This is a genomic window from Paenibacillus sp. JNUCC-31 (genome assembly GCF_014844075.1).
Classification (GTDB): Bacteria; Bacillota; Bacilli; order Paenibacillales; family Paenibacillaceae; genus Paenibacillus.
This window is the reverse complement of record NZ_CP062165.1, coordinates 874580-899643: the sequence shown is the minus strand read 5'-3', so window position 1 is coordinate 899643 and position 25064 is coordinate 874580. Positions and strand designations below refer to the sequence as shown.

22 protein-coding genes are annotated in these 25064 nt (G+C 47.0%); 21 read left to right on the top strand and 1 reads right to left on the bottom strand.

What is annotated here, in order from left to right; translation table 11 throughout:
• The first annotated feature begins 21 nt into the window (after positions 1-21).
• The 5 genes from JNUCC31_RS03840 (at position 22) to JNUCC31_RS03820 (ending at position 5998) form a co-directional block, all read left to right on the top strand.
• Complete coding sequence (locus JNUCC31_RS03840; RefSeq protein ID WP_192268688.1) at positions 22-1233, top strand: HEAT repeat domain-containing protein; 1212 nt, start codon at positions 22-24, stop codon at positions 1231-1233.
• A 22-nt stretch (positions 1234-1255) separates the two neighbouring features.
• Positions 1256-2653, top strand: coding sequence for a glycosyltransferase family 2 protein (locus JNUCC31_RS03835; RefSeq protein ID WP_192268686.1), 1398 nt, complete (start codon positions 1256-1258; stop codon positions 2651-2653).
• 95 nt (positions 2654-2748) lie between these two features.
• Positions 2749-3552 (top strand): response regulator transcription factor, encoded by an 804-nt coding sequence (locus JNUCC31_RS03830; protein WP_192268684.1) that lies wholly within the window; start codon positions 2749-2751, stop codon positions 3550-3552.
• A gap of 140 nt (positions 3553-3692) precedes the next feature.
• A complete protein-coding gene (locus JNUCC31_RS03825; protein ID WP_192268682.1) occupies positions 3693-5060 on the top strand; it encodes a nucleotide sugar dehydrogenase in 1368 nt (455 codons plus the stop codon).
• A 32-nt stretch (positions 5061-5092) separates the two neighbouring features.
• Positions 5093-5998: a hypothetical protein gene (locus JNUCC31_RS03820; RefSeq protein WP_192268680.1), complete on the top strand. Its 906-nt coding sequence runs from the start codon at positions 5093-5095 to the stop codon at positions 5996-5998.
• 132 nt (positions 5999-6130) lie between these two features.
• Here the strand turns inward: JNUCC31_RS03820 and JNUCC31_RS03815 are convergent, their stop codons facing one another.
• Positions 6131-7003, bottom strand: coding sequence for a helix-turn-helix transcriptional regulator (locus JNUCC31_RS03815; RefSeq protein ID WP_192268678.1), 873 nt, complete (start codon positions 7001-7003; stop codon positions 6131-6133).
• A 513-nt stretch (positions 7004-7516) separates the two neighbouring features.
• Here JNUCC31_RS03815 and JNUCC31_RS03810 point away from each other — a divergent pair.
• The 16 genes from JNUCC31_RS03810 to nfi all read left to right on the top strand — a co-directional run bounded on the left by JNUCC31_RS03810 (position 7517) and on the right by nfi (position 25005).
• Positions 7517-8701 (top strand): LLM class flavin-dependent oxidoreductase, encoded by a 1185-nt coding sequence (locus JNUCC31_RS03810; RefSeq protein WP_192272713.1) that lies wholly within the window; start codon positions 7517-7519, stop codon positions 8699-8701.
• A gap of 212 nt (positions 8702-8913) precedes the next feature.
• On the top strand, positions 8914-10188 hold the full coding sequence (locus JNUCC31_RS03805; protein ID WP_192268676.1) for an ABC transporter substrate-binding protein: 1275 nt from the start codon (positions 8914-8916) through the stop codon (positions 10186-10188).
• 3 nt (positions 10189-10191) lie between these two features.
• Positions 10192-11064: a carbohydrate ABC transporter permease gene (locus tag JNUCC31_RS03800; protein WP_192268674.1), complete on the top strand. Its 873-nt coding sequence runs from the start codon at positions 10192-10194 to the stop codon at positions 11062-11064.
• Between the two features lie 229 nt (positions 11065-11293).
• A complete protein-coding gene (locus tag JNUCC31_RS03795) occupies positions 11294-12109 on the top strand; it encodes a carbohydrate ABC transporter permease (protein ID WP_192268672.1) in 816 nt (271 codons plus the stop codon).
• Between the two features lie 113 nt (positions 12110-12222).
• Complete coding sequence (locus tag JNUCC31_RS03790; RefSeq protein WP_192268670.1) at positions 12223-13440, top strand: MFS transporter; 1218 nt, start codon at positions 12223-12225, stop codon at positions 13438-13440.
• Positions 13441-14192: 752 nt separating this feature from the next.
• Positions 14193-14780, top strand: coding sequence for a cell wall hydrolase (locus tag JNUCC31_RS34020; RefSeq protein WP_192272711.1), 588 nt, complete (start codon positions 14193-14195; stop codon positions 14778-14780).
• 517 nt (positions 14781-15297) lie between these two features.
• Positions 15298-16857, top strand: a complete 1560-nt coding sequence (locus JNUCC31_RS03780; RefSeq protein WP_192268668.1) for a contractile injection system protein, VgrG/Pvc8 family — start codon at positions 15298-15300, stop codon at positions 16855-16857.
• Between the two features lie 20 nt (positions 16858-16877).
• Positions 16878-18023: a pentapeptide repeat-containing protein gene (locus JNUCC31_RS03775; protein ID WP_192268666.1), complete on the top strand. Its 1146-nt coding sequence runs from the start codon at positions 16878-16880 to the stop codon at positions 18021-18023.
• The gene (locus tag JNUCC31_RS03770) at positions 18020-18547 is read left to right on the top strand and encodes a hypothetical protein (RefSeq protein ID WP_192268664.1); all 528 of its coding nucleotides are present in this window, start codon (positions 18020-18022) and stop codon (positions 18545-18547) included. Before JNUCC31_RS03775 ends, JNUCC31_RS03770 begins: the two co-directional genes overlap by 4 nt.
• Entirely contained in the window at positions 18548-19210 is a 663-nt protein-coding gene (locus JNUCC31_RS03765; RefSeq protein WP_192268662.1) for a PAAR-like protein, read from the top strand. It begins immediately after the preceding gene.
• A gap of 28 nt (positions 19211-19238) precedes the next feature.
• A complete protein-coding gene (locus JNUCC31_RS03760; protein WP_192268660.1) occupies positions 19239-22358 on the top strand; it encodes a hypothetical protein in 3120 nt (1039 codons plus the stop codon).
• Positions 22345-22854, top strand: coding sequence for a hypothetical protein (locus JNUCC31_RS03755; RefSeq protein WP_192268658.1), 510 nt, complete (start codon positions 22345-22347; stop codon positions 22852-22854). Before JNUCC31_RS03760 ends, JNUCC31_RS03755 begins: the two co-directional genes overlap by 14 nt.
• Before the next feature lie 452 nt (positions 22855-23306).
• Positions 23307-23438 (top strand): hypothetical protein, encoded by a 132-nt coding sequence (locus JNUCC31_RS33755; protein WP_267132498.1) that lies wholly within the window; start codon positions 23307-23309, stop codon positions 23436-23438.
• A 99-nt stretch (positions 23439-23537) separates the two neighbouring features.
• On the top strand, positions 23538-23684 hold the full coding sequence (locus JNUCC31_RS33100; protein ID WP_228469492.1) for a hypothetical protein: 147 nt from the start codon (positions 23538-23540) through the stop codon (positions 23682-23684).
• Positions 23685-23834: 150 nt separating this feature from the next.
• Positions 23835-24173 carry a toxin-antitoxin system YwqK family antitoxin gene (locus JNUCC31_RS03750; protein WP_192268656.1) on the top strand — a complete coding sequence of 113 codons (339 nt, stop codon included), beginning with the start codon at positions 23835-23837 and terminating at the stop codon, positions 24171-24173.
• A gap of 163 nt (positions 24174-24336) precedes the next feature.
• Complete coding sequence (gene nfi, locus JNUCC31_RS03745; protein WP_192268654.1) at positions 24337-25005, top strand: deoxyribonuclease V; 669 nt, start codon at positions 24337-24339, stop codon at positions 25003-25005.
• The last annotated feature ends 59 nt before the right edge of the window (positions 25006-25064 follow it).

Sequence of the window (25064 nt, the reverse complement as noted above, 5' to 3'; positions counted from 1 at the left end):
TATAAAGGAGGACCTTTTCACATGTTTCCGAATTTGGCTTTGGCTTATCTATTTTTATACATCTGCACAGCGCTCGTCGCTGTGGGTGTGATCCTGCTGTTTGCCATGAAAATGTCCCACAACGGCAAACGGCGCAAGATTGAATTTTATAAATTAAAGCAGCGTGATTACTTTACGTATCTGCAGACGGCGCTGACTGAGGACAGCCTCCTCCGATTGCCACCCGGGAAGCTGGCTCCGCTCGAGCGTCGGGTCATCCAGAGCAAGCTTATTGAATGGATTGACCAGTTCAAGGGAGAGTATCGCAACAAATTGATTGCGCTCTGCCGTGAAGCCGGGTTTGTAGAGCATGATCTGAAGGAACTGAGTCGTATTCGTTACGGACGCCAGATTGATGCAGCTTATCGATTGGGAGGTATGCGTTGTCCAGAGGCCGTTCCAGGTTTGATGGAATTGCTCAAGGATGAGAAGCCTGGCCCAATGGCGATTATGATTGGTCGTTCAATCGCCAGATGCACCACCCGTCAGGGTGAACTGAAAGACATGCTTGCCCTGCTGTTAACCAAAGGAAAATCGATTCATCATCTGGCAGCAGATATTTTGCTCGAAACCAGTTTGGATACCAGCAGAATTTTGCTTGAATTGCTGGAAGATCGTAATCCTGATTTTGTCAAAGTGGGACTGGTTGCAATGTGGGGACAGGCTGTACCCGAAGTAATGCCTGCACTCGACAGACTCCTTGGCGCAGAACATCAGGATGTGCGTGCCGAAGCGGTGAAGCTGTATCTTAGCGCAAGTCCGGCACTTCAGGACGAGACCATTCTGAAGCTCATGCAGGATTCGGACCCGGAGGTCCGTGCCGAAGTGGTTCAGGCGCTCGGTTCAAAACATGCGGCAGGCAGCATTCCACTGCTGCGCAAAGCGCTGCGTGATGAAGACTGGGGCGTACGCTATAACAGTGCGGAGAGCCTGAGCAAGCTGGGCGAACCGGGATTCGAAGCCTTGTGTCAGGCCGCCGTGCAGGGTACAGGTGCTGAACGCGAAATTGCAATGCAACAGATTGAGAGCACGATGCAGCACTCAGGAACAGACCACAAAGCCGTTGACCAGATGATTGCACATAACAAAAAAAGGCTGCTGTATGATCGGTACTTCGGTCCCGTACGTGGGAACCGGACAATTAGCAAGAAACGTACAGGTGTGGCTGCGGTAGGAGGGGATTACACTGCTTAGAGATCTACTGTTAATCTACGGCATGGTGGCAATCTATTATGTCGTTGCCGTAAATACGCTCTATTTTTCCATTCTAGCCTTATCATTCCGTAACATTTGGACGATCTTCAGACGGTCGCAGTATTCCAAATACAATACGTTGTCAGGCTCGGAGCTGGTGCCATCGGTTTCCTTGCTGGTGCCCGCTTACAATGAGGAACTGACGATTATCGAAAATGTGAACTGTCTGATGACGCTCAATTATCCAACGTATGAAGTCATCGTAGTGAATGATGGCTCCAGCGATACTACCTTGAAGGTGCTGCTGGAAGAATATCGTCTGAAGCCGGTACCAGACACAAAGATTCGGGGCAAGATTGCCTGTCAGAAGATTCGCGGGATCTATCACAATCCGGAATTTCCGGACCTGTATGTCATTGACAAGGAGAACGGCGGGAAGGCCGATTCTCTCAACGCAGGAATCAACCTGTCCCATTATCCGCTGATCTCTTCCATTGATGCCGATTCTTTGCTGGAGAAGGATGCCCTGATCCGCATGGCACGCATGTATATGGAGAATCCCGAAGAGACCGTAGCGATTGGCGGGGATGTACGGATAGCGAATGGTTGCAAAATCGAAAACGGGGCAGTGCAGGACGTTTCACTGCCTCGCAAAATTTGGCCGATGTTCCAGTCCATCGAGTATCTCAAAGCTTTTCTCGGCGGACGGATCGGGTGGAGTCACATGAATGGTCTGATTATCGTCTCGGGTGCCTTCGGCATGTTCCGCAAGGATGCCGTTATCGCGGTTGGTGGATACCGGGACGGATATCCGGGTGAAGACATGAACATTATTATCAAGCTTCACCGTTATATGCTGGAGAACAAATTGAAATACCGCGTAGCCTTCTGCCCTGAAGCCGTGTGCTGGACACAGGCGCCGGATTCCTACCGGATCTTGTCCAGTCAGCGCAAGCGCTGGGGACGCGGAAATCTGAAGAACATGCTCGAGAACCGCGGCATGCTGTTCAACCCGAAATATAAAGTCATGGGCATGCTGACTATGCCATACAATATCCTTTTTGAAGCGCTGAATCCGTATTTCCGAATTACCGGACTTCTCGCTCTCACGGGATATGTACTGATGGATATGACCCAGTGGCCGATACTTCTTCTGTTTGGATTGCTCAACGTTGTGAGTGGTTATCTGCTGAGTGTGGGAGCCCTAGTGCTCGAGGAAATTGCATTCAAGCGGTATAACAAGCTGTCCGATCTGGTCAAAATGCTGTTCTACTCTGCCCTGAAATTCGTCGGCTATCATCAGCTCGGCGTGCTGTGGAGATTGCAGGGGCATATCCAGTTCATGCAAAACAACAACTCATGGGGTACCATGACACGCCAAAGCTGGTCCGAGGAAGAGAAGACAAGCGAAGCAGCCTAGGCACAGCGTAATCAATGTAATACAGCAGAAACCATATAGATGTTCAACTAAGTTGAACTTGTATAGATAACCGAAGGAGAAGGGTGGAAAAGAACATGCCAATTACGGCGACATTGCAGCGTGAGGCTGCCGTTAATGTGTACCGCAGTGTAGAACAGGGATTGAAGGAAACGGGTGCCGAGACATGCGGCTTAATGTTCATCCATTGTGCAGGGCAGTCTCAGCCGGTGCAGCAGGTCAGGACACATCTGGAGCAGACCAATGAGTCTGGGTTCCAGGTCTGGGAGGATGGAGCCACACAGGCGATTGCTGTCCTGCTGCCAGGGTTGACACTGGATGAGGTTCATTATGAGGGACTTCGCATCAAGCATGAATTGCAGCAGACGGTACCTGGTGCCGATCCGCAAATCACGCTGGCAAGTTTCCCGGCAGGTGAGCGTCCTTCCAAGGCAACCATCCAGCACATGGCTGAGTCCGCGAAGCTGGTAGACCCGTCGGAAATTCATATCTACACGCTGGACCAGACGGCAGACGAGCCGGAACGAATTTTGATTGTGGATAACGATCCGACGATACGCGAGTTTCTGCAATTGCGATTGAAGATGCAGGGGTACGAAACCTATGAAGCGGTGGACGGACTGGCTGCACTGGAACTGATTGAGAAAATCACGCCCGATCTGGTGCTGACCGAATTGAATCTGTATGGCATTGATGGTCTGCCGTTCATTCAACATATCCAGAACCTGGATGTGGAGCAGCCTCCCAAAATCGTCGTGTTGACGGAACAGCGTGTTGAACAGACAATCAGTCAATGCTTCCGCAGCGGAGTCGATGATTATATGACCAAGCCGTTCTCACCTGTGGAGCTGGATGCCCGAATCCGGCGCTGCCTGCATTAATCACCACGAGCAAAGCCAAGAGAAATAATAGTTTTTATCCGTTAATCATTTCGATTAGACAGACAAGTACATCTATAGACAAACATCTATCAAATGGATTCGTCATCAACCAAACTAATACGCTGCCTGGAGGGAATATAATGGAGAATCAACAATTCCACACATTACTGAATGCGATTGAAAATAAAGAAGCGGTGCTCGGCGTGGTCGGGCTCGGTTACGTAGGACTTCCACTTGCGGTGGAAATGGTTAATCAGGGTTTTACGGTAATCGGAATTGATCTGGATGCATCCAAAGTGGATAGTATCTATCAGGGAGATTCCTATATTCACGATATTTCGTCTGAGGAATTGAAAAAAGTGATGCAAAGCGGCCGTTTTCAGCCTACAACAGACTACAGCATGCTGCGTGTGATCGACGCGTTGAGCATCTGTGTACCTACACCGCTTAGTGAAAACCAGGACCCGGATACGTCCTATATTGAGACGGTTGTGGATCAGATTAAACTGCACATGAAACCAGGCATGTTGATTACGCTGGAGAGCACCACTTACCCAGGTACAACCGAAGAACTGATTCAGCAAAAGCTGGACAAGATCGGACATGAAGCTGGCAAAGACTACTTCCTGTGCTTCTCGCCTGAACGTGTGGACCCGTCCAACGGACGATTCACGACGTTTAATACACCGAAAGTCATCGGGGGCACAACGGAAGCCTGCCTGAAGCTTGGAACAGCATTGTACAGCAAATACGTTGAAACGGTTGTACCTGTATCTTCGCCAAAAGTGGCTGAAATGTCCAAACTGCTGGAAAATACGTTCCGCAGCGTAAACATTGCCTTTGTCAATGAAATGGCGATGATGTGCGACCGAATGGGCATAGATATCTGGGAAGTTATCGATGCGGCAGCGACGAAGCCGTTTGGTTTCATGCCTTTCTATCCAGGCCCTGGCATCGGCGGCCACTGCATCCCGCTGGATCCGATGTACCTGTCCTGGAAGGCCAAAGGATTCCGTTTCTACAGCAAGTTCATTGAGCTGGCCCAGTCCACCAACGACAACATGCCATATTATGTACTGAACAAAACGTCAACCATTCTGAACGAGTACTCCAAATCGGTACGTAAATCCAACATTCTGTTGCTCGGTATGTCATACAAGCCGAATATTGCCGATTTGCGTGAATCTCCGGGACTGGAAGTCTATGAGCTGTTCAAGGAAGGTGGAGCCAATGTCAGCTATTATGATCCACATGCTGAATCGTTCCTGGACAAGCATGGCGAGACAGTATACAGCGAAGTGTTCAACTTGGAGCAATTCAAAAAGTACGATTGCATCGTGCTGATCACCAACCACAGCGATTTGCCTTACTTTGATATTGCCGAGATGGGTGTACCGATTCTGGATACACGTAATGCGTTCAAAACGTACACACATCCACACATTTACAAGATTGGTCACTCGGTACAGCACCCCGTGCTTGAGCCAAGTGAAGCGTTGCTCGTCTGAGGAATATAACGAACAAGTGGGGCAAACTGTCGATGAAGGCAAAATGGGCCATATTGGCCCTGCTGTTCTGCCTGCTTCTTCTGTCCTGGCTACTCAAATGGTTTTCACATGAGGAACACAAAGCGACCTGGCTGTGGGACGCTTCCATTATTGCCGAGCAGACGCCGGAGATTATCTCCTTCTCCAAAGCGCAGGGTGTGGATACTATTTTCCTGCAAATCCAGGATGAGGTACCAGACGCGACATACCGCAAATTCATAGCGGCTGCCGGGCAGGCCGAGATCGAGGTGCACGCCCTGAACGGTCATGCAGACTGGGCCTATACGGAGAAGCGGGAAGAGGGACTTGCTTTTATTGAAAAAGTAAGAACCTATAATGCAGCTTCTGCCAAAAATGAACGTTTTGAGGGCGTTCAACTGGATGTGGAACCGTATCAGCTAAAACGCTGGGAGAACGAGCAGGACAGCGTTATTGCAGAGTGGAGCGAGAACATGAAGGCGTGGACCCAAGCAGGTGATGACGCCGGATTGTACATGAGCGCTGCGATACCATTCTGGCTGGATGCGCGTGAATCGGCAGAAAGCGAAGGCGGAGGTACATTCAGCCGCTGGGTGATCGACCATTTTGATGCGGTGGCCATTATGGCCTATCGGGATCGTGGTCAGCAGATGTATGATCTATCGAAGGAAGAGCTGGACGAAGCGGATGAGCTTGGCAAGAAAGTATGGGTTGGAGCCGAGCTGGCGGACACGCATGAAGGTGATCATCTAACCTTTTTTAGTAAATCGATTACCAACATGGACGAAGAAATGAAGAAAGTGTTTGATCTCGGTGCTTCTCATTCCTCTTTTGCAGGTGTCGCGGTGCATCATTATGAAGCATGGTATGCAAAGGAAAACGGAATTCCGCTGGCTCGAAAGAGCGAGGAGACGAAGTAGCGGGGGGAAGTAGTTCACAGAAAGAGTGTTGTAAGTTGTAAACAGGAAAAGGCAGGTCTCCGGTCAAGGAGGCTTGCCTTTTTGCTTTAGGTAGTTTTAGGTAGCTTTCAGTAGCGAGCGATTGGCCACAAATCAGCTTTTATTGTTCTCGGCTGTTCGATATCGGTTGGGTGGCAGACCGACCTGTTTTTTGAATGCTTTGGAGAAGGAGAACAAGTCGGGATAACCCACCGAGTGCGCTACTTCAGTTAACGTTAACGGGGTCTGGACAAGCAGTCGTTTGGCCTGATTCATTTTGAGACGCTGAATGTACTGGACAGGAGACAGACCATAGGCTTTGCGAAACTGTTTGGCAAAATGGGTCCGATCCACGCCAGCATGTGAAGAAACGCCTTCCACGGTAATACCTCCGGCAAAATGAATATCCATGTACTCCTTGCCCCTTTGCAGCCATGGCGTAGCAGAGTCTGGTTGAAGCACTCGGGTAGCGGGAGATTTGGCAATCCGGTCAAACAATCCGAGAAAACGGGTAAGTCGTCCCAGGTCGCTTGCGCCTCCCTGAGGTTTGCGAACCTCTTCCATAAAAGCACGCATGCCACTTGCCGTCTCCGGAGTAAGTACACCTGAACGATGCGGCGAGTCCGGGGTGAGTCCGATTCGTGCCAAAAGTTCTGCTGCATGTTTTCCATCAAAGGCGATGAAAATTTTGTGCAAACACTCTTTCGGATCGGACCAGTACTCATGGGTGACCTGTGGATACAGGCAGAAGGCATCGCGGGCACGCAAGGAGTAACGATGTCCGTTCTGTATGAATGTTCCCTCACCTTCCAGAACAAAGATTAAATAATGGAAAGGTGTCGTTCGAGGGCCGATATGATAGTTGCTCTTGGCTATATTACGGCCGATTCGAATCGGCCATGCTCCACCGGCTTTCTCAAATTCAGACGGAGTAAAAAAAATAATATCCAAAAACTCGTGGTGGTCCTCCTTCATGCTCTCGGTCATCAGGAACACCTCTTTAATATAAGTATAGTTTGTAATCTCTGAAAGTTTCTCTTATAACCTATTATACAGGTGGGTTTTGTAAATATTCAAGATCAGGATGGCTTATTCCTGTGAATTCACCACAAAATGACAAAAATAAATTGCCGCGAAATGACATTGATCACAGACAAATCAATTGGTATGATGTCCATACCTATTAAACCAAGTTAATTAATCGGCATTTGGATGTTTTCGTACTTATAAAATGATTAGAAATTAGGCGCACTTTAAAAATAAGGTTTAACGAGTGCGAACGTAGTGGAGGGGACGAAATCGATTCTGAAGAAGCAGCGCGTTCACCTTTATCTCCAGATTTTCCCCTTGGAAAAGGGAATCAAAAAATCTGGAGATAACAGTGATCGAAAGAACGATTCGTAACCGGAACGGCTAAGTTGCAGAGCAATGACCTTATTTTTAACATGAGACTTTATTTATTCATAGAAGGGATTGACTTGCGTGAGCGAACAGGAAGAGATGAAGTTTGGCTGGTTTTTGCCTACAGCAGGAGACGGAAAGTATGTAGGGGTTGCCCCGGAGCGGGAACCAAGCCTGGATTATCTGATTGATGTGGCGCAGACGGCGGAGAAGGCAGGATTTGAATTTGTACTGATCCCGACAGGTGGAGCGTGTCTGGATGCGTGGGTCGTGGGTTCGGCTGTCATGAGTCACACGAAAACCCTGCGTCCGCTTGTTGCCATTCGCCCAGGTCTGGTCACCCCTGTATTAGCAGCGCGAATGGGGGCGGCACTGGATCAGTTGTCTGGCGGTCGTGCCATGATCAATGTGGTGACAGGCAGTTCGGTTCGGGATTTGGAGGAACTGGGAGACCCGCTGGCTTATGCCCATGATGAACGTTATGAACGGGCGAGTGAATACATGGAAGTAATGAAGCGTTCATGGACGCAATCGACTGGACTCAATTTGACTGAATTTGCTGGAAGCGGTGCTGAGGCAAATGGGGAAGGTGCGGCCAATCAACCATCGGAGTTTAAGGGTAAATATTACAATTTCAAAGGTCCGGTAGGCATGCCTGAAACGGTACAAAATCCGTATCCACCGTTCTACCTGGGTGGAAGTTCACCGATTGCGAAACGTGTCGCTGTTGAACACGCAGACACATTCCTCATGTGGGGAGAACCGCATGACTGGATTCAGGAGCAGATCGAAGAGATTGAGGTTATTCGCGAACAGATCAAAGAGGAAACCGGACAAGATCGTCAGCTCCGTTACGGCATGCGGGCACAGGTACTCATTCGGGATACCGAAGAGGAAGCTTGGGCGGCCGCTTGGGAGATCATTAGCAAAGTACCACCAGAAGCCATCGAAAAAGCCAAAGCAGCCTTCGCGGAGACGGATGCAACGAACCAGCGTAGACAGAATGAGCTGCGGGAACTGTCCGAGAAACAGCAGTTCGTCGTAGGTCCCAACCTGTGGACAGGTTTGTCTGTTGTTCGTTCCGGCGGAGCAATTCTCATCGTGGGTACAGCGGAGCAGGTTGCAGACCGGTTGATGGAATACGGCGATCTGGGTGTGACCACATTTATATTATCCGGGTACCCGCATTTGGAAGAAGCCGAAATCTTCGGCCGCACGGTGATGCCCATCATTCGTGAGAAGTGGAAAACAAGACAAATACAGCAATCAGTTACTACCAATTAAGTGAGTTCAACTTGTTTTTACACTTTAACGGAGAGAGCAGAACCGATCTGAAGAAGCGGAGCGCTCGCCTTTATCACCGGATTTTCCCATTGAAAAAAATAATTCAAAAAATCCGGGGATAACAGCGATCGGAAGATGGTACTGCACTCGGAGTACCCAGTGTAAAAACATTCGTGCAACTTACATCAAATATCTTCAGGAGGTCTTCTTTCATGAGAAAAAAACAAAAATATATCCTGCCCCTCGTCAGTATGCTGGTCATGTCCATCCTGCTGTCGGCTTGCGGCGGCGGAGATAATGCGGCATCCGGAGAGAACGGCTCCTCAGGTTCAGGCAAAGTGACCATTAGCTTCATGCACTGGCGTGGAGAGGATTCCGAAGCACTCAACAAGACCATTGACGCATTTGAAAAAGAGAACCCGAACATTAATGTGGAGATGCAGACGCTACCTTCCGATCAATACCAATCCACCGTGCAATCCAAAATCGGTGACGGTTCCGTAGGGGATGTATTTGCTTCCTTCCCGGGTGCGCAGTTCGAAGCATTCACCAAAGCCGGATTGTTCACGGATCTGACCGGATCGTCGTTTCTGTCTGCATACAATCCTAAGTTAATTGAAGCAGGCCAGCACGATGGGAAGCAATATGCAATCCCTTATCAACTCGTATACAACGATCCAATCTATAATGTGAAGCTGTTCGAAAAATATGGATTGACACCACCGACGGATTGGGAAGGCTTCCTGGCACTCTGCCAGACGCTGAAAGACAATGGCATTATTCCGATTGCCTTTGCTGGAGCGGACATTGGTCCGGGCCAATTCATGAATACGATGGTGATGAACAATGCGCCGAGTGACGACATTTTTACCAAAGTAGAAGCTGGCGAAGCCAAACTGACGGATGAGTTCTGGGTGAAAACATTAACTCAGATCAAAGAACTGAACGACAAAGGATATTTCCAGCAGGATGCACTGGGGACGAAAGACCCTGCGGCAGGCGCGCTGTTTATTCAGGAAAAAGCAGCAATGCTCGCAAGTGGATCGTACCAACTCGCTCAGAACAAACAGCAGAATCCGAATCTGGAGCAAAAATTACTCGCACCGATTACCATAAGTGCAGATCAGGCGAAGTATGAAGGCGTTCATACCACCACATTCATGCTTGCGGTGAACAGCAAGTCCAAACATCCGGAAGAAGCGAAGAAGTTCATCGAATTCCTGAGTAATCCAGAAGTAGCTGGCGAATATGCCAACCAGACGGGACAGAATGTAACGGTGAATGATGTGAAGTACGATACACCTGAACTTCAGGTTGCCGGAGATTGGGAGAGCAAAAAGACCGTGTTCCAGCCACGGTTTACCATCCTGAACGGAGATAATCAGAAAGCAGTGACGAACTCCATTCAGGCCGTGCTGAGCGGAACTTCTCCTGAAGAAGCAGCGCAGCAGGCACAAGCGATCATTGATCAGCATATCGGGAAATAAACGATGAAGAACCGTATTCAGCTATCCCTGTTTTTGTTACCCGGGTTGCTGCTGTACGTTGCACTGTTCGTATTTCCTACATTGACGGGGCTGTTCTACTCCTTTACGGATTGGGACGGGGTATCCCCGTCGTATGCATTTGTAGGGCTGGATAATTACAAGGACAGTCTCAGCAGCATCGTATTTCGCAAAGCCTTTGGCAACAACGTGGAGTTCATGTTAACGGTTGTCATTGCGCAAACCTTTATTTCACTTGTTCTGGCGCTGCTCCTGGTACGCAACACAAAGACACGCATCGCGCTCCGGGCGCTGTACTTTCTGCCTGCGATTCTGTCCTCCGTATCGGTGGGTTTGATCTGGGCTTTTATGTACGATCCTTCGATCGGGCTCATTAACTATGGTTTGAACGAGGCAGGTATGGGGAGAATGGCCCACAACTGGATTGGCGATCCCAAGATCGCTATCTACTCGATTGCAGCTGTACAAGTCTGGGCGCATGCCGGGCAGATGATGATCGTGTTTATCGCAGGTCTGCAAGGCATTCCAGCGGAGCTGTATGAAGCAGCACGTATGGATGGCGGCAGCAAATGGCAGGTATTCCGTACCGTGACCTGGCCGCTGCTGGGACCTTCGGCAACGATTGTTGTGGCCTATACGACGATTCAATCGTTCAAGGCGTTTGACCTCATTTTCACAATGACGGACGGAGGTCCGAACTACGCCACTGAAATTTTGACCACATATATCTATCATACCGCCTTTGGCAGCTACTCATTTGGCCTCGCTTCTGCGGGTTCGATGATCTTCCTGGTGCTGCTCGCGCTGCTGACGCTGTTGCAGTTCAAGGCGCTTCGTGCCGACCGGGTAAACTATTGAAGATTGGACGCATGTTCGTGAGTCGTGAGTGCATGAGATGTAGAACAAGTTGTTGATTTTATCGTGTCGTAGTGACTTGAGGTGCTGCGGAAGTATCGTTTAGGAGAAGGTTATGACTGGACGGGGATAGGGATGTAGAAGTATTCGTCGTTTCAGTCCCATCCGAACGCGAACCTGAACGGCACCGAAGTAGACATAAAAGACTTAAAACAGAAGGGAGGGGATTTATATGGTTTTAAAATGGTTTAATCGACTGATCTTATTGGTGTACGCGCTGTTGATCATCGTGCCGCTGTACTTTGTATTTGTATCCTCGTTCAAAACAAGCAGTAACTTCTTCACCAGTCCATTTAGCTGGCCGGACCCGTTTACGCTGGATAATCTCACAGGCATGTTCAGCAACCAGCCGATGTGGCAATACTTCGGGAACAGTCTGGTCGTAACGCTGGGTACGGTTGCGATTGAGTTGCTGCTTAGCAGCATGATTGCTTATGCCATTGTACGCTGGGGCGGCAGTGTGGGTAAGATTGTGTTTGCCCTGTTCGTGGCAGGTCTGATCGTTCCTTCCCAGGTGAGCATGCTGCCGATCTATTCCCTCACACGTACGCTCGGATGGTCGGACAGCTTGACGGGGCTAATTATCGTATCGGCCGCCATGCTGATGCCCGTCTCCGTATTTATGCTGACAGGCTTCATGCGTATGCTGAATGCGGAAATACTGGAAGCAGGCAGTATGGACGGTGCGAGCGAGTGGAGACTTTATACGCGAATTGCACTGCCACTGGCAGCTCCTTCGCTGGCGGCTACAGCTACGTTCCTGCTTGTGATGGTGTGGAATGATCTGCTCATTCCAATGCTGATGCTCAGCAGTAAGTCCAAGCTGACGTTACCACTCGCTCTCATGCAGTTCCGCGGGGAATATGTGACCAACTATCCAATGATGCTCACGGGTGTGCTTGTCACAGCTATTCCGATGATCGTGCTGTTCTTGTTGCTCCAGCGTTATTTTGTTGCAGGTCTGACAGCGGGTTCACTCAAAGGGTAAGGGATGGGAAGAAGATCAACGATATGCGTATTTTGCATTGATTTCTGGATCATTCTGCATAATAATGGTTTAGTGTCAGAATGACTACATAGAGATCAAGGGAGCTATAAGACATGAGCAAACTGGAAGTATTGCGGAATCCCAAGCAGCGCAAGCTGCTGTTCAGTGCCGGCATGAGCTGGCTGTTTGATGCAATGGAAGTCGGCATGATTTCTTTCATCGTGGCTGCACTCGCCAAGGAATGGAGTCTCAGTCCGGGACAAGTCGGGGTGCTTACGAGTATCAACTCCATCGGTATGGCGCTAGGTGCATTGCTTGCGGGAGCACTTGCGGACCGTTTCGGGCGTAAGGCCATTTTGATGTGGACCCTGCTAGTATTTACGATTGCTAGTGGCCTGTCAGCATTGGCGACCGGATTCGCCGTATTGTGTGTACTACGTCTAATTGCAGGTATCGGCCTCGGCGGGGAGCTACCCGTGGCATCTACGTTGGTTTCAGAGTCCATGCCTACGGCAGAACGTGGACGTGCAGTTGTACTGTTGGAGAGCTTCTGGGCAGGCGGCTGGATTGTATCAGCACTCATTGCCAACTTTGTTATCCCGGAATATGGCTGGAGAATTGCTTTTGCCATTGGTGCCGTTCCAGCGTTATATGCGCTGTATCTGCGCCGCGCTATTCAGGACCCTCCTCGTTACAAGAACAATACCAAGATTAAGAAAATCACGTTCCGCGAAAAGGTTGCGACGGTATGGTCAGCACCTCATCGCCGTACAACGTTGATGCTCTGGATCTTGTGGTTTACCGTCATTTTCTCTTATTATGGCATGTTCCTCTGGTTGCCGTCGGTTGTTATGGCAAAAGGCTTTACGCTGGTCAAAAGCTTCCAGTACGTGCTGATCATGACGATCGCACAGCTGCCAGGTTACTTCACGGCGGCGTACTTCATTGAGCGGTTTGGCCGCAAATTTGTACTTGTCGTTTATCTTACATTGACAGCAGTAAGTGCGATTGCTTTTGGACTGGCAACAACGGAAGCGACGATTCTGACCGCAGGCATCTGTCTTTCCTTCTTCAATCTGGGAGCTTGGGGCGGTCTGTATGCGTATAGTCCGGAATTGTACCCCACTTCCGTTCGTTCAACAGGTGTGGGTCTTGCCACATCAGTAGGCCGAATTGGGGGCGTGCTTGCTCCATTAATGGTTGGTATGTTGGTTCAGCGTGAAGTTGCAATCAGCCTGATTTTCACGATTTTCTTCGTGACCATCCTTATCGGGGCAGCGGCTGTGCTGTTCCTGGGCCGGGAAACCAAGGGTCTGGAACTGGCTGAATAAATGTCAATAAATACAACGCAACTTTTGTGCGGGTCTGCCTGCCTACGCCTATAACGGGCTGGATAAGCGGCAGAAGGTTGATACAAGAAGAGGCATGACCATGGCGTGACCATGGGCTCATGCCTCTTTTTGCTGTGTGTGGAGTGGATTTTCGCCTGCGCCATCGGTCCGATAGACGTCACTTTTTCTATATCCTATAATGACACTCGGGATGTAGGGCCGTGAGGATTCAGGGGGAAGAAGTGGGATCTGGATTCAGAAAAGTGGAGGTTAATCTAATCATGAAGAACATTAATGAAATGGATCAAACGTATGAAATGATTGAAAAGAATATGATGAATGAGAAGAATAAAATGAATGAAAAGCAAATGATGAGTGGACAGAATAGCGTGTGTGAACTGATACGCGTGATAGAGAATGTCGGGATGAATGTGATGTACAGCTATAATGGCAACGATAGGATTAGTGAGATAAATGGGAGGTATGATGTGATTGATCTTACTCCTGTTAGAGAGATGAAAGAAATGAACCAGATGAAGATGACGAGCTATATCTACAGCCTTGATGAAGAGTTTAGATTAGATAGCGGGGATGAGAGGCTTGATCTGCATGATTTGCACACAAGCACTGACCACATGGAACCTATTACCATCAGCCGGAAAGTCACCCATCGCAGGGGGAGAAAGGCTGGCAAAAGAGCAGGACGAGTCAGTGTGCTTCTCGGTGCCTTCGCGATGGCTCTTGGACTTACTATGGCAGCTCCGTCTGCCGGAGCACAGAAACTGGAGCAGGGCGTTCGCGGTGAACATGTGCTTCAATTGCAGGAGCAATTAAACGAACTAGGGTATTTCAAAGCTGGGTTGACCGGATATTACGGTTCTATTACCAAAAGTGCTGTCCGTAAGTTCCAGCAGGCTCAGGGGCTGAGTGCGGATGGGATTGCAGGTCCGGCAACACTGAACAGACTGAACAAGAAGGCTGCAGCCCAAGGTAATACGCTGCGCCAGCTCGCGAAGCTGATCCATGGGGAAGCACGCGGAGAATCCTTTGAAGGACAGGTTGCTGTTGGCGCGGTCGTATTGAATCGAGTGCATTCAAATGCATTCCCGTCTTCAATCCCGAAAGTGATTTTCCAAAAAGGGCAGTTCACGGCCATAGACGATGGTCAGTTTAATACAAAGCCAACCCAGACTTCCTATCAAGCAGCGCGTAAAGCCTTGAATGGAACGGACCCGACACACGGAGCACTCTATTATTATAATCCGAAGATTGCAACATCGTTGTGGAGTAAGAGCAGGCCAACGCTTCTGACCATTGGGCAGCATGATTTTACAAGGTGAGTTAGGTTAAGAGATATTAGTAATAATTAAAATAATGGTGAACCCCGGTTGTGCGCTGCTGAATGCAGACGTGCTGCCGGGGTTCTGTTGGTTCTTGGAGGGGAGCATCTCTTTAGAGAAGGTATTGGATTTGACTCCAGATGTCATTATTACTTAGAATACGGCAGCCTATGAAAGTTACCTTGTCCCACAGTTGTATTTAAGACAAGCAATTACTTCACGATTCGGGAGAAATCACGGCCATGGGCGATATATTCTGGGTCGACAAGAAGAAGCTGAAAAGTGGATTGTTAACAGATGATACCTAAATAAGAATCCAAAGCGTAGGAATAAAGGAGGAGTAGCAAGCGCGCTGCTCTTTTTTATTCGCGTTTAGGAATTTATGGAATATGAGTAAAGTCTTATTTTATATCCTTTTTATTGAATTTAAGGATAATGTATAAACAAACATATGTTAAAAGTCGATAAATAGTAAATTAAAGCATCAGAATAAAAAAAAGTAAGTAGGTGAGAGGTCATGACACTCGCGACAATTAGTTACGAGCAACTCCAGATACAGCCTTTTGAGATTCGAATACATCAAGTTGCGATACATATGAAAGTTCATGAGCACGGGAAGTTAAGATTCACTGGGGTCATTCCAGAGGAAAAAGAAGAGCAATACGTACGTATGGCCGATGAGAGCACTCCCGTTGAATTGTTTTATACCGATGAACATGGACAAAAACAGCGGTTATTTCACGGTGTCATTCTGAAGCTCCAGGTCAGAGTGGAAAATCAGGTGTACTGGCTAGAGGCGGAAGCCGTCTCGCATACGCATGCCATGGATATTAAGCGCGAGACACGTTCCTTTCAGAATGCTGCCAGTTTGATTCCAGATGTCATGCAGAAGATTAGCGGGCTCTATCCAGACGGTCAGACATTCAATACGTTTATGGAAAAGAAAAAACTTGGAGCTTATACACTCCAATATCAGGAGACCGACTGGGAGTTTCTGCAGCGATTAGCGTCTCATTATCATACGGTATTGATTCCTGTATCAACGGAAAAACGCATTCGTATCTATCTAGGTATACCCGAGCAACGGGATGCAGGCAAGCTGGAAGCAACGCATTACCGCATGTATAAGGACATGCTGGCCTATCAACAAGAAGCGCAAGGTGCTAGTGGCCTTAGTGAACAGGCTTATATCCGATATGAAGTTAAGGTACATGACCGAGTTTTGCAACTTGGGGATGAGGTACAGTTTAAAGGGCAAAGACTCAACGTCTTTGAAATTCGGACCGAAATGCAGCAAGGGCTACTTATCCACCATTATGTGCTCGGGCACATGAAATCTGCTTATCAACGTAAGCGATACAACTCACGCCTTGTCGGTGCATCCATTTCAGGACAGATTATGGGCGTCGTGAGAGATGAGGTTAAAGTCCAGTTGGACTGTGATCAGGAATGGAGTCTGGCCACGGCCAATCTGTTCCCTTACTCCACCATGTATGCTTCGGATGATCAGACTGGGTGGTACTGTATGCCTGAGCAAGGGGATAGTATCCGTCTTTACTTTCCTAATGCAAGGGAGGCGGAAGGCATTGCACTGAGCTCTGTTCGCAAGAAAATACCGGAAGAGGCCATCTCATCACCTTCTTCGTCGCCTGCATCGGCCCAAACTACCCAAACTGGAGGTGGTGGAGGAGGGATCACCACTACGGTTGTTCAGCAGGAGCAATTGCAGCCCATTGTGCAATATGACAAGGATTTAAAAGAAGATCTGATGGCCAATCCCAACACCAAATTCCTACTTACACCGACTGGACAGAAGATTACCTTTGAAGAAGACAAAATCACCATTACTGGAGCCACAGGAGGAGCGACTCTGACGCTGACCAGTGCAGGAACCATTATCCTGAACTGTGAGAACAAGATTACCCTTCAGGCAAGTAAGCAGATTGAAATGGTATCCGAGTCCGTCGTCATGCTAGCTAACCAAATAGATCTGTCAACCAAGGATGGAAACGGCGGTCTAACCATCGACCAAGGCCAGGTTGTCATTAAAGGGATTGAGATCTTAATGAACCAATAAAGACAGTGAGGGGCTAGATCATGCATCAGATGGAGCTGTGGCAGCAGTTCTTGGAACAGGAAGTGCTGCCACTTCGGAATAGCAAGATACAGGAGTTGCACGCCTATTATGTTAGGCATCGGCAAGAGATAGTACAGGGAATTGTTCCTCTATTTGACGCCTTCTGTGAACGGGTAAGATTGCAACAAGAACAGGGTGAGCTACAGGCATGCAGTACGCTGCACGTATCGTTAATGCGGACCAGGCTGAATCAGGGAGATCCGGCTTATATGCTACACGCGAGTGATCGGTACCGTGAGGGGGAGATGCCCGCGAGCGGGTTTCTATACGATGCAAGCTGGATTTATCGTTATATGGAACAGTGGTTCGAGGAATGTGAGAGCAGTCGCAAGAGATATATGAACCGGATTGATCAGGTTGCCCTTCATGCATGGCAAACAGGACAGTTGTATCCTTTTCATGTCTATATGGTACATGCTGTCCGTTATGCAATGGATGACATTCGTAAACTAGATTCATTTCAGAACTTAAACAAGGACATAGAATTTGAAGTTCGTGTTGGTGAATTTCAGGATCATGAAGTGACTGAATCGGTATACCGAATGAATGGGATGCAGCGCAGCTCGATAACTTGTAAGGGTTGGCTGGAGAGCAAGCTGACCAGTGAATACATCTATGAACATATTGCGAGTGTAGATCTTACGCAGGGGGATTATGGGGAAATAGATTTCAATTACGCTCGGTTCGAAGAAGTGAAACTTAGCAGTAGCCACATGGAGGGGACGAGCCTACTGGGAACTCGGTTTATGCGGTGCCAGTGTGATCATGTCAACTTTGGAGAGACGCTTTTGTATGATGCGGACTTTCGAGGGTGTGATCTGAGCAAGGCAAGATTCAATGGTGCTTTGGGTGGCCGCGAGACCTTCGTCGATACACATGGACTGTTCTACGGTATGAACGGTGTCCAGTTTCAGGGAGCCAATCTGAATCATGCAAGTTTTCGATATGCGAAAATTGCGGGTGACTTTACAGGTGCACAGCTGGAGCAGGTAGATTTCACCGGGGCTGATCTGGCAGGAAGCCAGATGCTTGTACAAGATCGATTTCGGGTGCAGTTAACTGCTGAACAGCGCGCTGCTATTGAATGGGTGGAGAAAAATTCATGAGCGAAACAAATTACTACGTGATCGAACATGACAGACAGCTTTCTTCCAACGGAGCCAGCCTTCAATGGCCAGAGCGAATGCTTCAAGGTTATGACTATGCTGCTGAAGAGGAAGTCGTTTATGTGAAGAGTGGTCAGCCCTTTTCTTCTGCCAGTATCCTTGCGCAATATCCTTTGCTGCTGCTCGGTGATGAGTTATCCAAGCTCATCATGAAGCTTGCACCTGAGATTACTTCTAAAAGAGTTGTGGTGATGAACCTGGAACAGTATAACCAGACATTCTATCACTGGATGGATCTGCCGAAGGCGACGTGTATCGCGCCTGATCAAGCCTTGATCCAGAGCGGGCAGGTTATGAGCATAATGGCTGATCTCAGCGGCCTTGAACAAGAACCTGCATTCCTCATTCCGTATTATCGGACTCAGCTGGTGATTGTTCGTCTTGAACTGGCAGAACGTCTACTGCGGGCAGGTATATATGGTTTGAACGTCAGACCGATTCAGATCACAGAAGGAGACATGTAGATGGGAGTTACAGATACAATCTTAACGAAGGATACGCTAAACAAGCTGCTGTCCTCCCCCTGGAGGAGTGAAGATACATATGTAACGGCAGGAGCCTATATGCATTGTACGTTTGGAACCCATGAGGAGGTACTGAACAAGCTGGAGCCCAATGGGGTGTACATAAACGGTAGCCCGATGCTAACGGTCGAGGATTGTGCCACGTCCACTTCTGAGCCAGGGACGATTCACGGTATACCTTATACAAAAATGGGACAGGAAATCGACGGGAACTTCTACTCCTTCGGGTATTGCCGGAGTGAGCTGCATCCGATGAAGTTAGCTGAACGTGTCGCAGGACCCAAATCGGATCCTTCGTACATTATTGACCCCGATCCAACAGAACCAACATGTGGACAGGCTATCTACCCTTGTGCCCCTGGAATTATGCCCACCGCCTCGGCTTCTGCTCAAAGCACAGTGATGTCAAAGCCTTCGTTAAGTGCACTGATCGAGGCATTGGCAGGGGCAAAGCCCCAGTGGACCAATGGAAGTCCCAATGTGTCCATTCAGGGAGTACCGGCCCTGACCAGTAAGTCCTGCCTGTTCTGTACGTGTGGAGGACAGATACGCTTGTTAACCAATGGCATGGATCCGGCTCCTCCGGAGTTTGCTGTAAGGTAAGGCTGGCATAACGGAGGAGGGTATCGAAATGGATGTTAACTATCAGGGAGATGGATTTGAACTGCAGTGGCCCTACAAGATCAAGGACCTCCGCAGTTTCCGAATTGAGCGAGCTTTCAATGCACATACACGTTGTGTTTTTACAGCCCACATGAGCGAAGAGGAGGCAGAGCAATGCCTCCTCCAGAGTTCCTTTAACGACAGCCTCGTTCTGCAGAAGCCAACGGATGCCAGACCGGAGGGGTGGTTCGCCGGAGGAATTACCAAAGTCGATATACAGATGGAAGACGGTATCCCCCTTTTAGAAGTGGAGGCTTTATCACGTACATATATTATGGATATGAAGCCGCGGAGTCGCTCGTATCAGAACAAGCATCTGACCTATACCGATGCGATTCGGCAGCTGGTTCGGAATTATGCCTCAGGGGATGCCCAGAATATGGCGACAAGTGACCAGGCTTCCATAGGTGCTTTGTTGGTACAGTACGAAGAAACGGATTGGAAATTTCTGAAGCGACTTGCTTCTAGAGTGGGGACGGTCATTTTACCGGACGTATCCATGGATGCACCTCGTGTCTACTTTGGTGTCCCGGACTTATCCTGGGGTAAAGAGCTACATGTCCGGCGTTACAAGGCCATGAAAGATCGAGCTGTCTATGAAGAGCTTCGAGCTAATGCTGAAGGCAAGGATGCCGAGCGGCTAGTGGAAGCCGATTTTGTTAACTACCGAGTAACCAGTGATCAGTATTGCCAAGTTGGCGATGATGTGTCATTTAAGAAACAAATGTGGGTGGTCTCCGAGTCCGTGATCAGCTACTCAGCAGGTTTATTACAGTATGAATACTTGCTGGTAAAACGCCAGAGTTTGCGCCGAAAATCCCGCCGTAATGATAAACTCCAAGGGATGTCTTTGGAAGGACGCGTGATCAAACGCGCAAACAACATGGTGAAGGTGCATTTAGATATCGATGATGCACATGATCAGCAGGGAAATTGGTGGTTTCCTTATTCGGGAGAGGGCAACAATATCTTTCACTGTCTGCCGGATGAGGGGGCTCGCATTAAGGTCTATTTCCCCAGTGGCACAGAGAAAAAGGCGATGGCTATTAATTCGGTTCGTGGCGGCGGCGAGGAAATGAAGAGCCGGACGGTGTTCCAGAAACCTTCCACAAAAGTATTCGAGATGCCTGGTGAGGCCAAAATGCAGCTGGGAGATGACGGGGTATTATTTGAGAAAGGGACCGTTAGCCTGCATCTGGATGGAGGAAATATCACGCTGAATGCCAGCGAGGATCTTCTCGTTGTAGCAGGAAATCAGATTGAAGCCGGCAGTGGGGGTGAAGAGGGAGTTCTCGAATCTCTTCGAATCCGTGCTGAGCAGGAAATTGTACTCCAGACGAATACGGACCAGTATGTTATCCTGAACGGTAACCGGATGGGGATTCAGAGTGCCAAGGTTGACTTCCAGAAGATCGAAGTGGACTTTGTGGATCTTCTAACCGAAGAAGAGCTGGAAGAGTTGTATCTAGATAAGCTCGCTCAAGGAGAAATTGCGAAACAAGAGATCGATCTATCGCTCCAACTCAAGGCTGCAGTTCAGCTAACGAATGGGCAGCGAGCGGATATTCGTAATCAAGTAGCCGAGAAGGCTAAGAGTGATCCGGGAATGAAGGATCAAGCCAAGAACTGGCTGAGCACCATGTCTTCCAATGAACAAAAAACAATCTATCAACAAAAGTATATCAATCAGTCTGCTGCAGAGCCGGAAAAGAAAAGCAAAGCAGAAAAACAGGCCGAACTGGCAAGCCAGCAGAAGGTTTACGACCAGATGGACCAGGATCGAACGGCGATGTACGATTGGAAGCAGCAAGCCAAACAGGTGATGGAACAAGGGGGGCAAGCAGGCAAGTCATCAGAGGAAATCCATGCGATGATGCCAGCTCCTCCAGTGCTGAGCGGTCAAGGATCCTCCCGACCGGCTGGATCGAGCGGAAAGCCAGGGATGATCCAGCAGTTCGTGGAAGCTACCGGAATCGGGGGCGTATTGGAAAAGATCAGTCCTTGGCTGGAACAGATGGAACTTGCCTATGGCATACCGCAAAAGCCCGACTACTTGAGCAAACAAACCCAAAAAACGGTATACTTATCCCGATATACGTTCGAAGAGCTTATTATTGGTCCCCAAGTATTGATTGCAGAATTCAACATCTTATTCGGGGTAGTTGCAATTATAGCGGCGATACCAACAGGTGGAGGATCTCTGTACATGCTGGCTGTAGCGGATGCTGCGCTGGGCGTCTCCATGATCGTGGTTAACGCGGAGAAGTTGAATGATCTGAAGAACGGAAACGCCAATACGAATCCAACGTTTCTTGGAATGGATCAGGATTTGCTGGATAAGTTGGGTATTACGTTGATGGTTGTAAACCTGGCTATGCTGGCCAAGCATGGGTTAAATAAGGCAGCGGACAAGCTGGTTAACAGTAAGAACAGTTCAGCTCTAGGTGATACATGGGCAGCCTGGAAGCAGCAGGTTCAACAAGATGATCTAACTAGGGCAGGAGCAGATTCGAAAAGGGAGCCTACGTATAATTCTAGAAGTAAAGCTTCTGCAACGGGGAAAGCTTCTGAAGGAGAACGATATAAAGGTTCGACAAATGGTAATTCAGACGGTACTACATCGACTATTAAGTATTTGGAGGATATGATTAAAAACGAAGGCTTTGAATACGGGGCAATTTTTAAAAAAAATGGTAACGTACTAAGCAAATTAATAACAGATGAACATCCCACTAAAATTAACTTTGCTCCCTATAAAGATCTTATCACGGATGCTATAATCACACATAATCATCCAACGAATGGTATGCTCAGTTTTAATGATATTGAAACTGCCGTAGCATATAATGCAGCTGAAATTCGTGCAACACTTCCTAATGGCCTTACATTCAGTATGAAAAGGGGAGAAACAGGCTGGAATGTACCGTATTATGATGTAGAAAAAATATTTAAAGAAACTATGAATTTATTTAGAAACGATCCTAAGATGATGCAACTTTGGAAAGAAGGCCATAGTGCCAAAGTAAATGATATGTTAATGGAAACAATAGCTGATAAAATTGGAGGTATTTATAATGTCTACAAGTAATGACGAATTTTTCGGCTTAAAGACAGATCTATATAGGCAATCAATACCTGGCGTTATCGATAATTCGGCGATTAGTCCAGATTGGTTTACTTTTATAGATCATGAATGGAATGCCTTACAAAAAGAATTCTATGAAAAATCTTTTAATAACTTGGTAGTTGATTTAGTTTCAATATTTAGAAAAGGGAATCCAAATTATATCAATCTAGGCAGCTTATTCGGTTCTAAAAATATGAAAGAAGATAACAACAAAAACATAACCTACAGTATAAATCAGGTGGAGCGAAAAGATAATGATATCACTAAGGTTACAATGTTTCTTGATACTGAAAGTTACAGGATTACAGAGCTTTATTTAATTATTAATTTCTCGGTCTCTATTACTGAACTTAAGTACAAGTTAGAAGAGAACTATTCTGATTTATTAGTTAGAATTAGTGATGAATTTGTCATAATGGATAAGGATTTTAAAATAATGATAAAGAAGTCTGTATAAGTTAAAACCGAAGTAGAAATTCCATTTAATATAACGTATTATAAAACCACCACTTCCCTAAGTGGCATCTAAGTGATTACGCCTGATAAATAGTTAAGTTAAGTTAAGTTATGGTCGTCCTAAATAACGTTATAGCATTACATTAAACAGGTAAAGTATGGTCAGAGACCACTACGATTGACCTGTTTTTTGTTATACCTAAACCCGATGAGAAGGTGAAACTTTTACTATCATCCTACTGTTAAACCAATCAAAATGGGAATTACCCGCAAGAAAAATTTAAAAACAGAAAATCTAGAGGCCGTTAGGTTCTGTTCCGCCTGTGCCAACAAGCGATATACATCCTAATCGTTAAAAGTGGGTAGCGGTAAAAAGATCGGCCATGCAGATGGGTCAGATAGAGCCACGGGCAGTGCTATGAAGGATGGCAAGCTCAAGACAATTCAGCAATAATGCCTTCATCTCTAGTGGAATTGGGAGAGCGAATCAACCAGGTCTTGGGCAATATGAGCGCAGGCGCAATATCCAGTGTTCCTTGGCAAGTACAGCGGATGAAGTTAGTAGACGATGTACCGTACCGATAATTGTGAAGATTGACAGTCATATGTTCTCTGATACAAGTGGAAATCATAGAAAATACAGTGGCCACTGGAAGTTCGAAGAGATAGACGCACACTTCTCAAGTGGATTCGAAAGAGACCAGTATGCCGTGGAAAGGAACAGCTTCTAAAGATTCCTCTATGTCTTCAAATGTTAAACTGACTAAGGCGAAGAATGCACCTAAACCTAAAGATAAAGATGGAATTAAGGCCAGGGATGAAAAAACTTAGTGGACGGGTAATATTATAATTAAACTTGAGTAAAGAGGTAACCCGATCGATCATCCAATAGAAGTACGACAAGACCAAAACATGTCTGCACTGTAATTATGTTCTTTCTGACTTATAGTAATTTTATTCAGTAGAGGGGAGTGCACAATAATGGAGGAAATAAATATACTATCGAAGGAAGAAGTTCTTTTAAACGGTTTAGAATTTACAGGAGATGTTTGTTTTGATGGAGATTACGGGGATCAAATTTTTGATAAGTCTATCGAAGATGGAGGAAATCCAGTTACAGGATTAGTTTACGAAAAATATAGAAATGGGAATTTGGCTCACTATTGTTACTATGTGGATGGAGTTCCTGATGGTGCTTATGTCACGTATTACGCAGATGGTAAAATAGAAGGATTTAAACGTATGCGTAATGGAGCAATTGCTGGAAAGTCTATTTCTTGGTTCAAGAATGGTGAAATTAGATCAACATCAGTTTCTTGATGGTTTTAAAGTTACTTTCAAAAATGGAAAATAGGAACTGTGAGTAAATTCATTCTGGCCCACTTCACTACATACTATTTACTTGTGGTTACTCATCTAAGGGAATAAATGATTACTTGAACAATAAATCAATAACAGGATAACAAATTGAAAGGTGATTATAATGGAGCAAATATTAAATCATCCATGGGAAATAAGCGAGAAAGAGGCCATTGTCCTTCAATATAGTTTAGCTGAAAAAGTCATTAAACAAGATGAATTTACAGAGGTGAATTATGTTGCTGGAGTTGATGTAGCATATAGTAAACGAAGTGATAGTTTAATTGCTGCAGTAGTTATTTTGGATGTTAATTCGCTAAAACCAGTAGAATCAGTAGTAATTGAAGATAAAGTTAGATTTCCATATGTCCCTGGATTATTCTCATTCAGAGAGTTACCTCCAATTGTTAAGGCGTTTAAGCGAATAAAAATTAAGCCAGATCTAATTGTTTGTGATGGACAGGGCATCGCTCATCCAAGAAGGTTTGGCTTGGCTTGCCACTTAGGAGTACTTTTAGATACACCAACGATCGGATGTGGGAAAACAAGATTGATAGGAACATTTGTAGAACCCGAATCCCAACGCGGTAGTTATTCACCTTTAATCGATAACAGTGAAGTAATTGGCAAGGTACTGAGAACTCAAAACAATGTTAAGCCTATTTTCGTGTCAATTGGTCACCGTATCTCTTTAGAAACTTCATGTAATTGGATACTGGAACTTTCACCTAAGTATCGGTTGCCTGAAACCACTAGACAAGCTGACCATCTTGTTAAAACTACTCTAACTTAGGATTATTACTGTACACAGAATGCTAACTGGGTGAATATTCAAAACGGAAAGGTCATCAC

Bases quoted from the DNA above. Each gene is read 5' to 3' on its own strand.
- JNUCC31_RS03840 (WP_192268688.1), top strand. From the start codon at position 22: ATGTTTCCGAATTTGGCTTTGGCTTATCTATTTTTATACATCTGCACA.
- JNUCC31_RS03835 (WP_192268686.1), top strand. From the start codon at position 1,256: ATGGTGGCAATCTATTATGTCGTTGCCGTAAATACGCTCTATTTTTCC.
- JNUCC31_RS03830 (WP_192268684.1), top strand. From the start codon at position 2,749: ATGCCAATTACGGCGACATTGCAGCGTGAGGCTGCCGTTAATGTGTAC.
- JNUCC31_RS03825 (WP_192268682.1), top strand. From the start codon at position 3,693: ATGGAGAATCAACAATTCCACACATTACTGAATGCGATTGAAAATAAA.
- JNUCC31_RS03820 (WP_192268680.1), top strand. From the start codon at position 5,093: ATGAAGGCAAAATGGGCCATATTGGCCCTGCTGTTCTGCCTGCTTCTT.
- JNUCC31_RS03815 (WP_192268678.1), bottom strand. From the start codon at position 7,003: ATGACCGAGAGCATGAAGGAGGACCACCACGAGTTTTTGGATATTATT.
- JNUCC31_RS03810 (WP_192272713.1), top strand. From the start codon at position 7,517: ATGAAGTTTGGCTGGTTTTTGCCTACAGCAGGAGACGGAAAGTATGTA.
- JNUCC31_RS03805 (WP_192268676.1), top strand. From the start codon at position 8,914: ATGAGAAAAAAACAAAAATATATCCTGCCCCTCGTCAGTATGCTGGTC.
- JNUCC31_RS03800 (WP_192268674.1), top strand. From the start codon at position 10,192: ATGAAGAACCGTATTCAGCTATCCCTGTTTTTGTTACCCGGGTTGCTG.
- JNUCC31_RS03795 (WP_192268672.1), top strand. From the start codon at position 11,294: ATGGTTTTAAAATGGTTTAATCGACTGATCTTATTGGTGTACGCGCTG.
- JNUCC31_RS03790 (WP_192268670.1), top strand. From the start codon at position 12,223: ATGAGCAAACTGGAAGTATTGCGGAATCCCAAGCAGCGCAAGCTGCTG.
- JNUCC31_RS34020 (WP_192272711.1), top strand. From the start codon at position 14,193: ATGGCAGCTCCGTCTGCCGGAGCACAGAAACTGGAGCAGGGCGTTCGC.
- JNUCC31_RS03780 (WP_192268668.1), top strand. From the start codon at position 15,298: ATGACACTCGCGACAATTAGTTACGAGCAACTCCAGATACAGCCTTTT.
- JNUCC31_RS03775 (WP_192268666.1), top strand. From the start codon at position 16,878: ATGCATCAGATGGAGCTGTGGCAGCAGTTCTTGGAACAGGAAGTGCTG.
- JNUCC31_RS03770 (WP_192268664.1), top strand. From the start codon at position 18,020: ATGAGCGAAACAAATTACTACGTGATCGAACATGACAGACAGCTTTCT.
- JNUCC31_RS03765 (WP_192268662.1), top strand. From the start codon at position 18,548: ATGGGAGTTACAGATACAATCTTAACGAAGGATACGCTAAACAAGCTG.
- JNUCC31_RS03760 (WP_192268660.1), top strand. From the start codon at position 19,239: ATGGATGTTAACTATCAGGGAGATGGATTTGAACTGCAGTGGCCCTAC.
- JNUCC31_RS03755 (WP_192268658.1), top strand. From the start codon at position 22,345: ATGTCTACAAGTAATGACGAATTTTTCGGCTTAAAGACAGATCTATAT.
- JNUCC31_RS33755 (WP_267132498.1), top strand. From the start codon at position 23,307: ATGCCTTCATCTCTAGTGGAATTGGGAGAGCGAATCAACCAGGTCTTG.
- JNUCC31_RS03750 (WP_192268656.1), top strand. From the start codon at position 23,835: ATGGAGGAAATAAATATACTATCGAAGGAAGAAGTTCTTTTAAACGGT.
- nfi (WP_192268654.1), top strand. From the start codon at position 24,337: ATGGAGCAAATATTAAATCATCCATGGGAAATAAGCGAGAAAGAGGCC.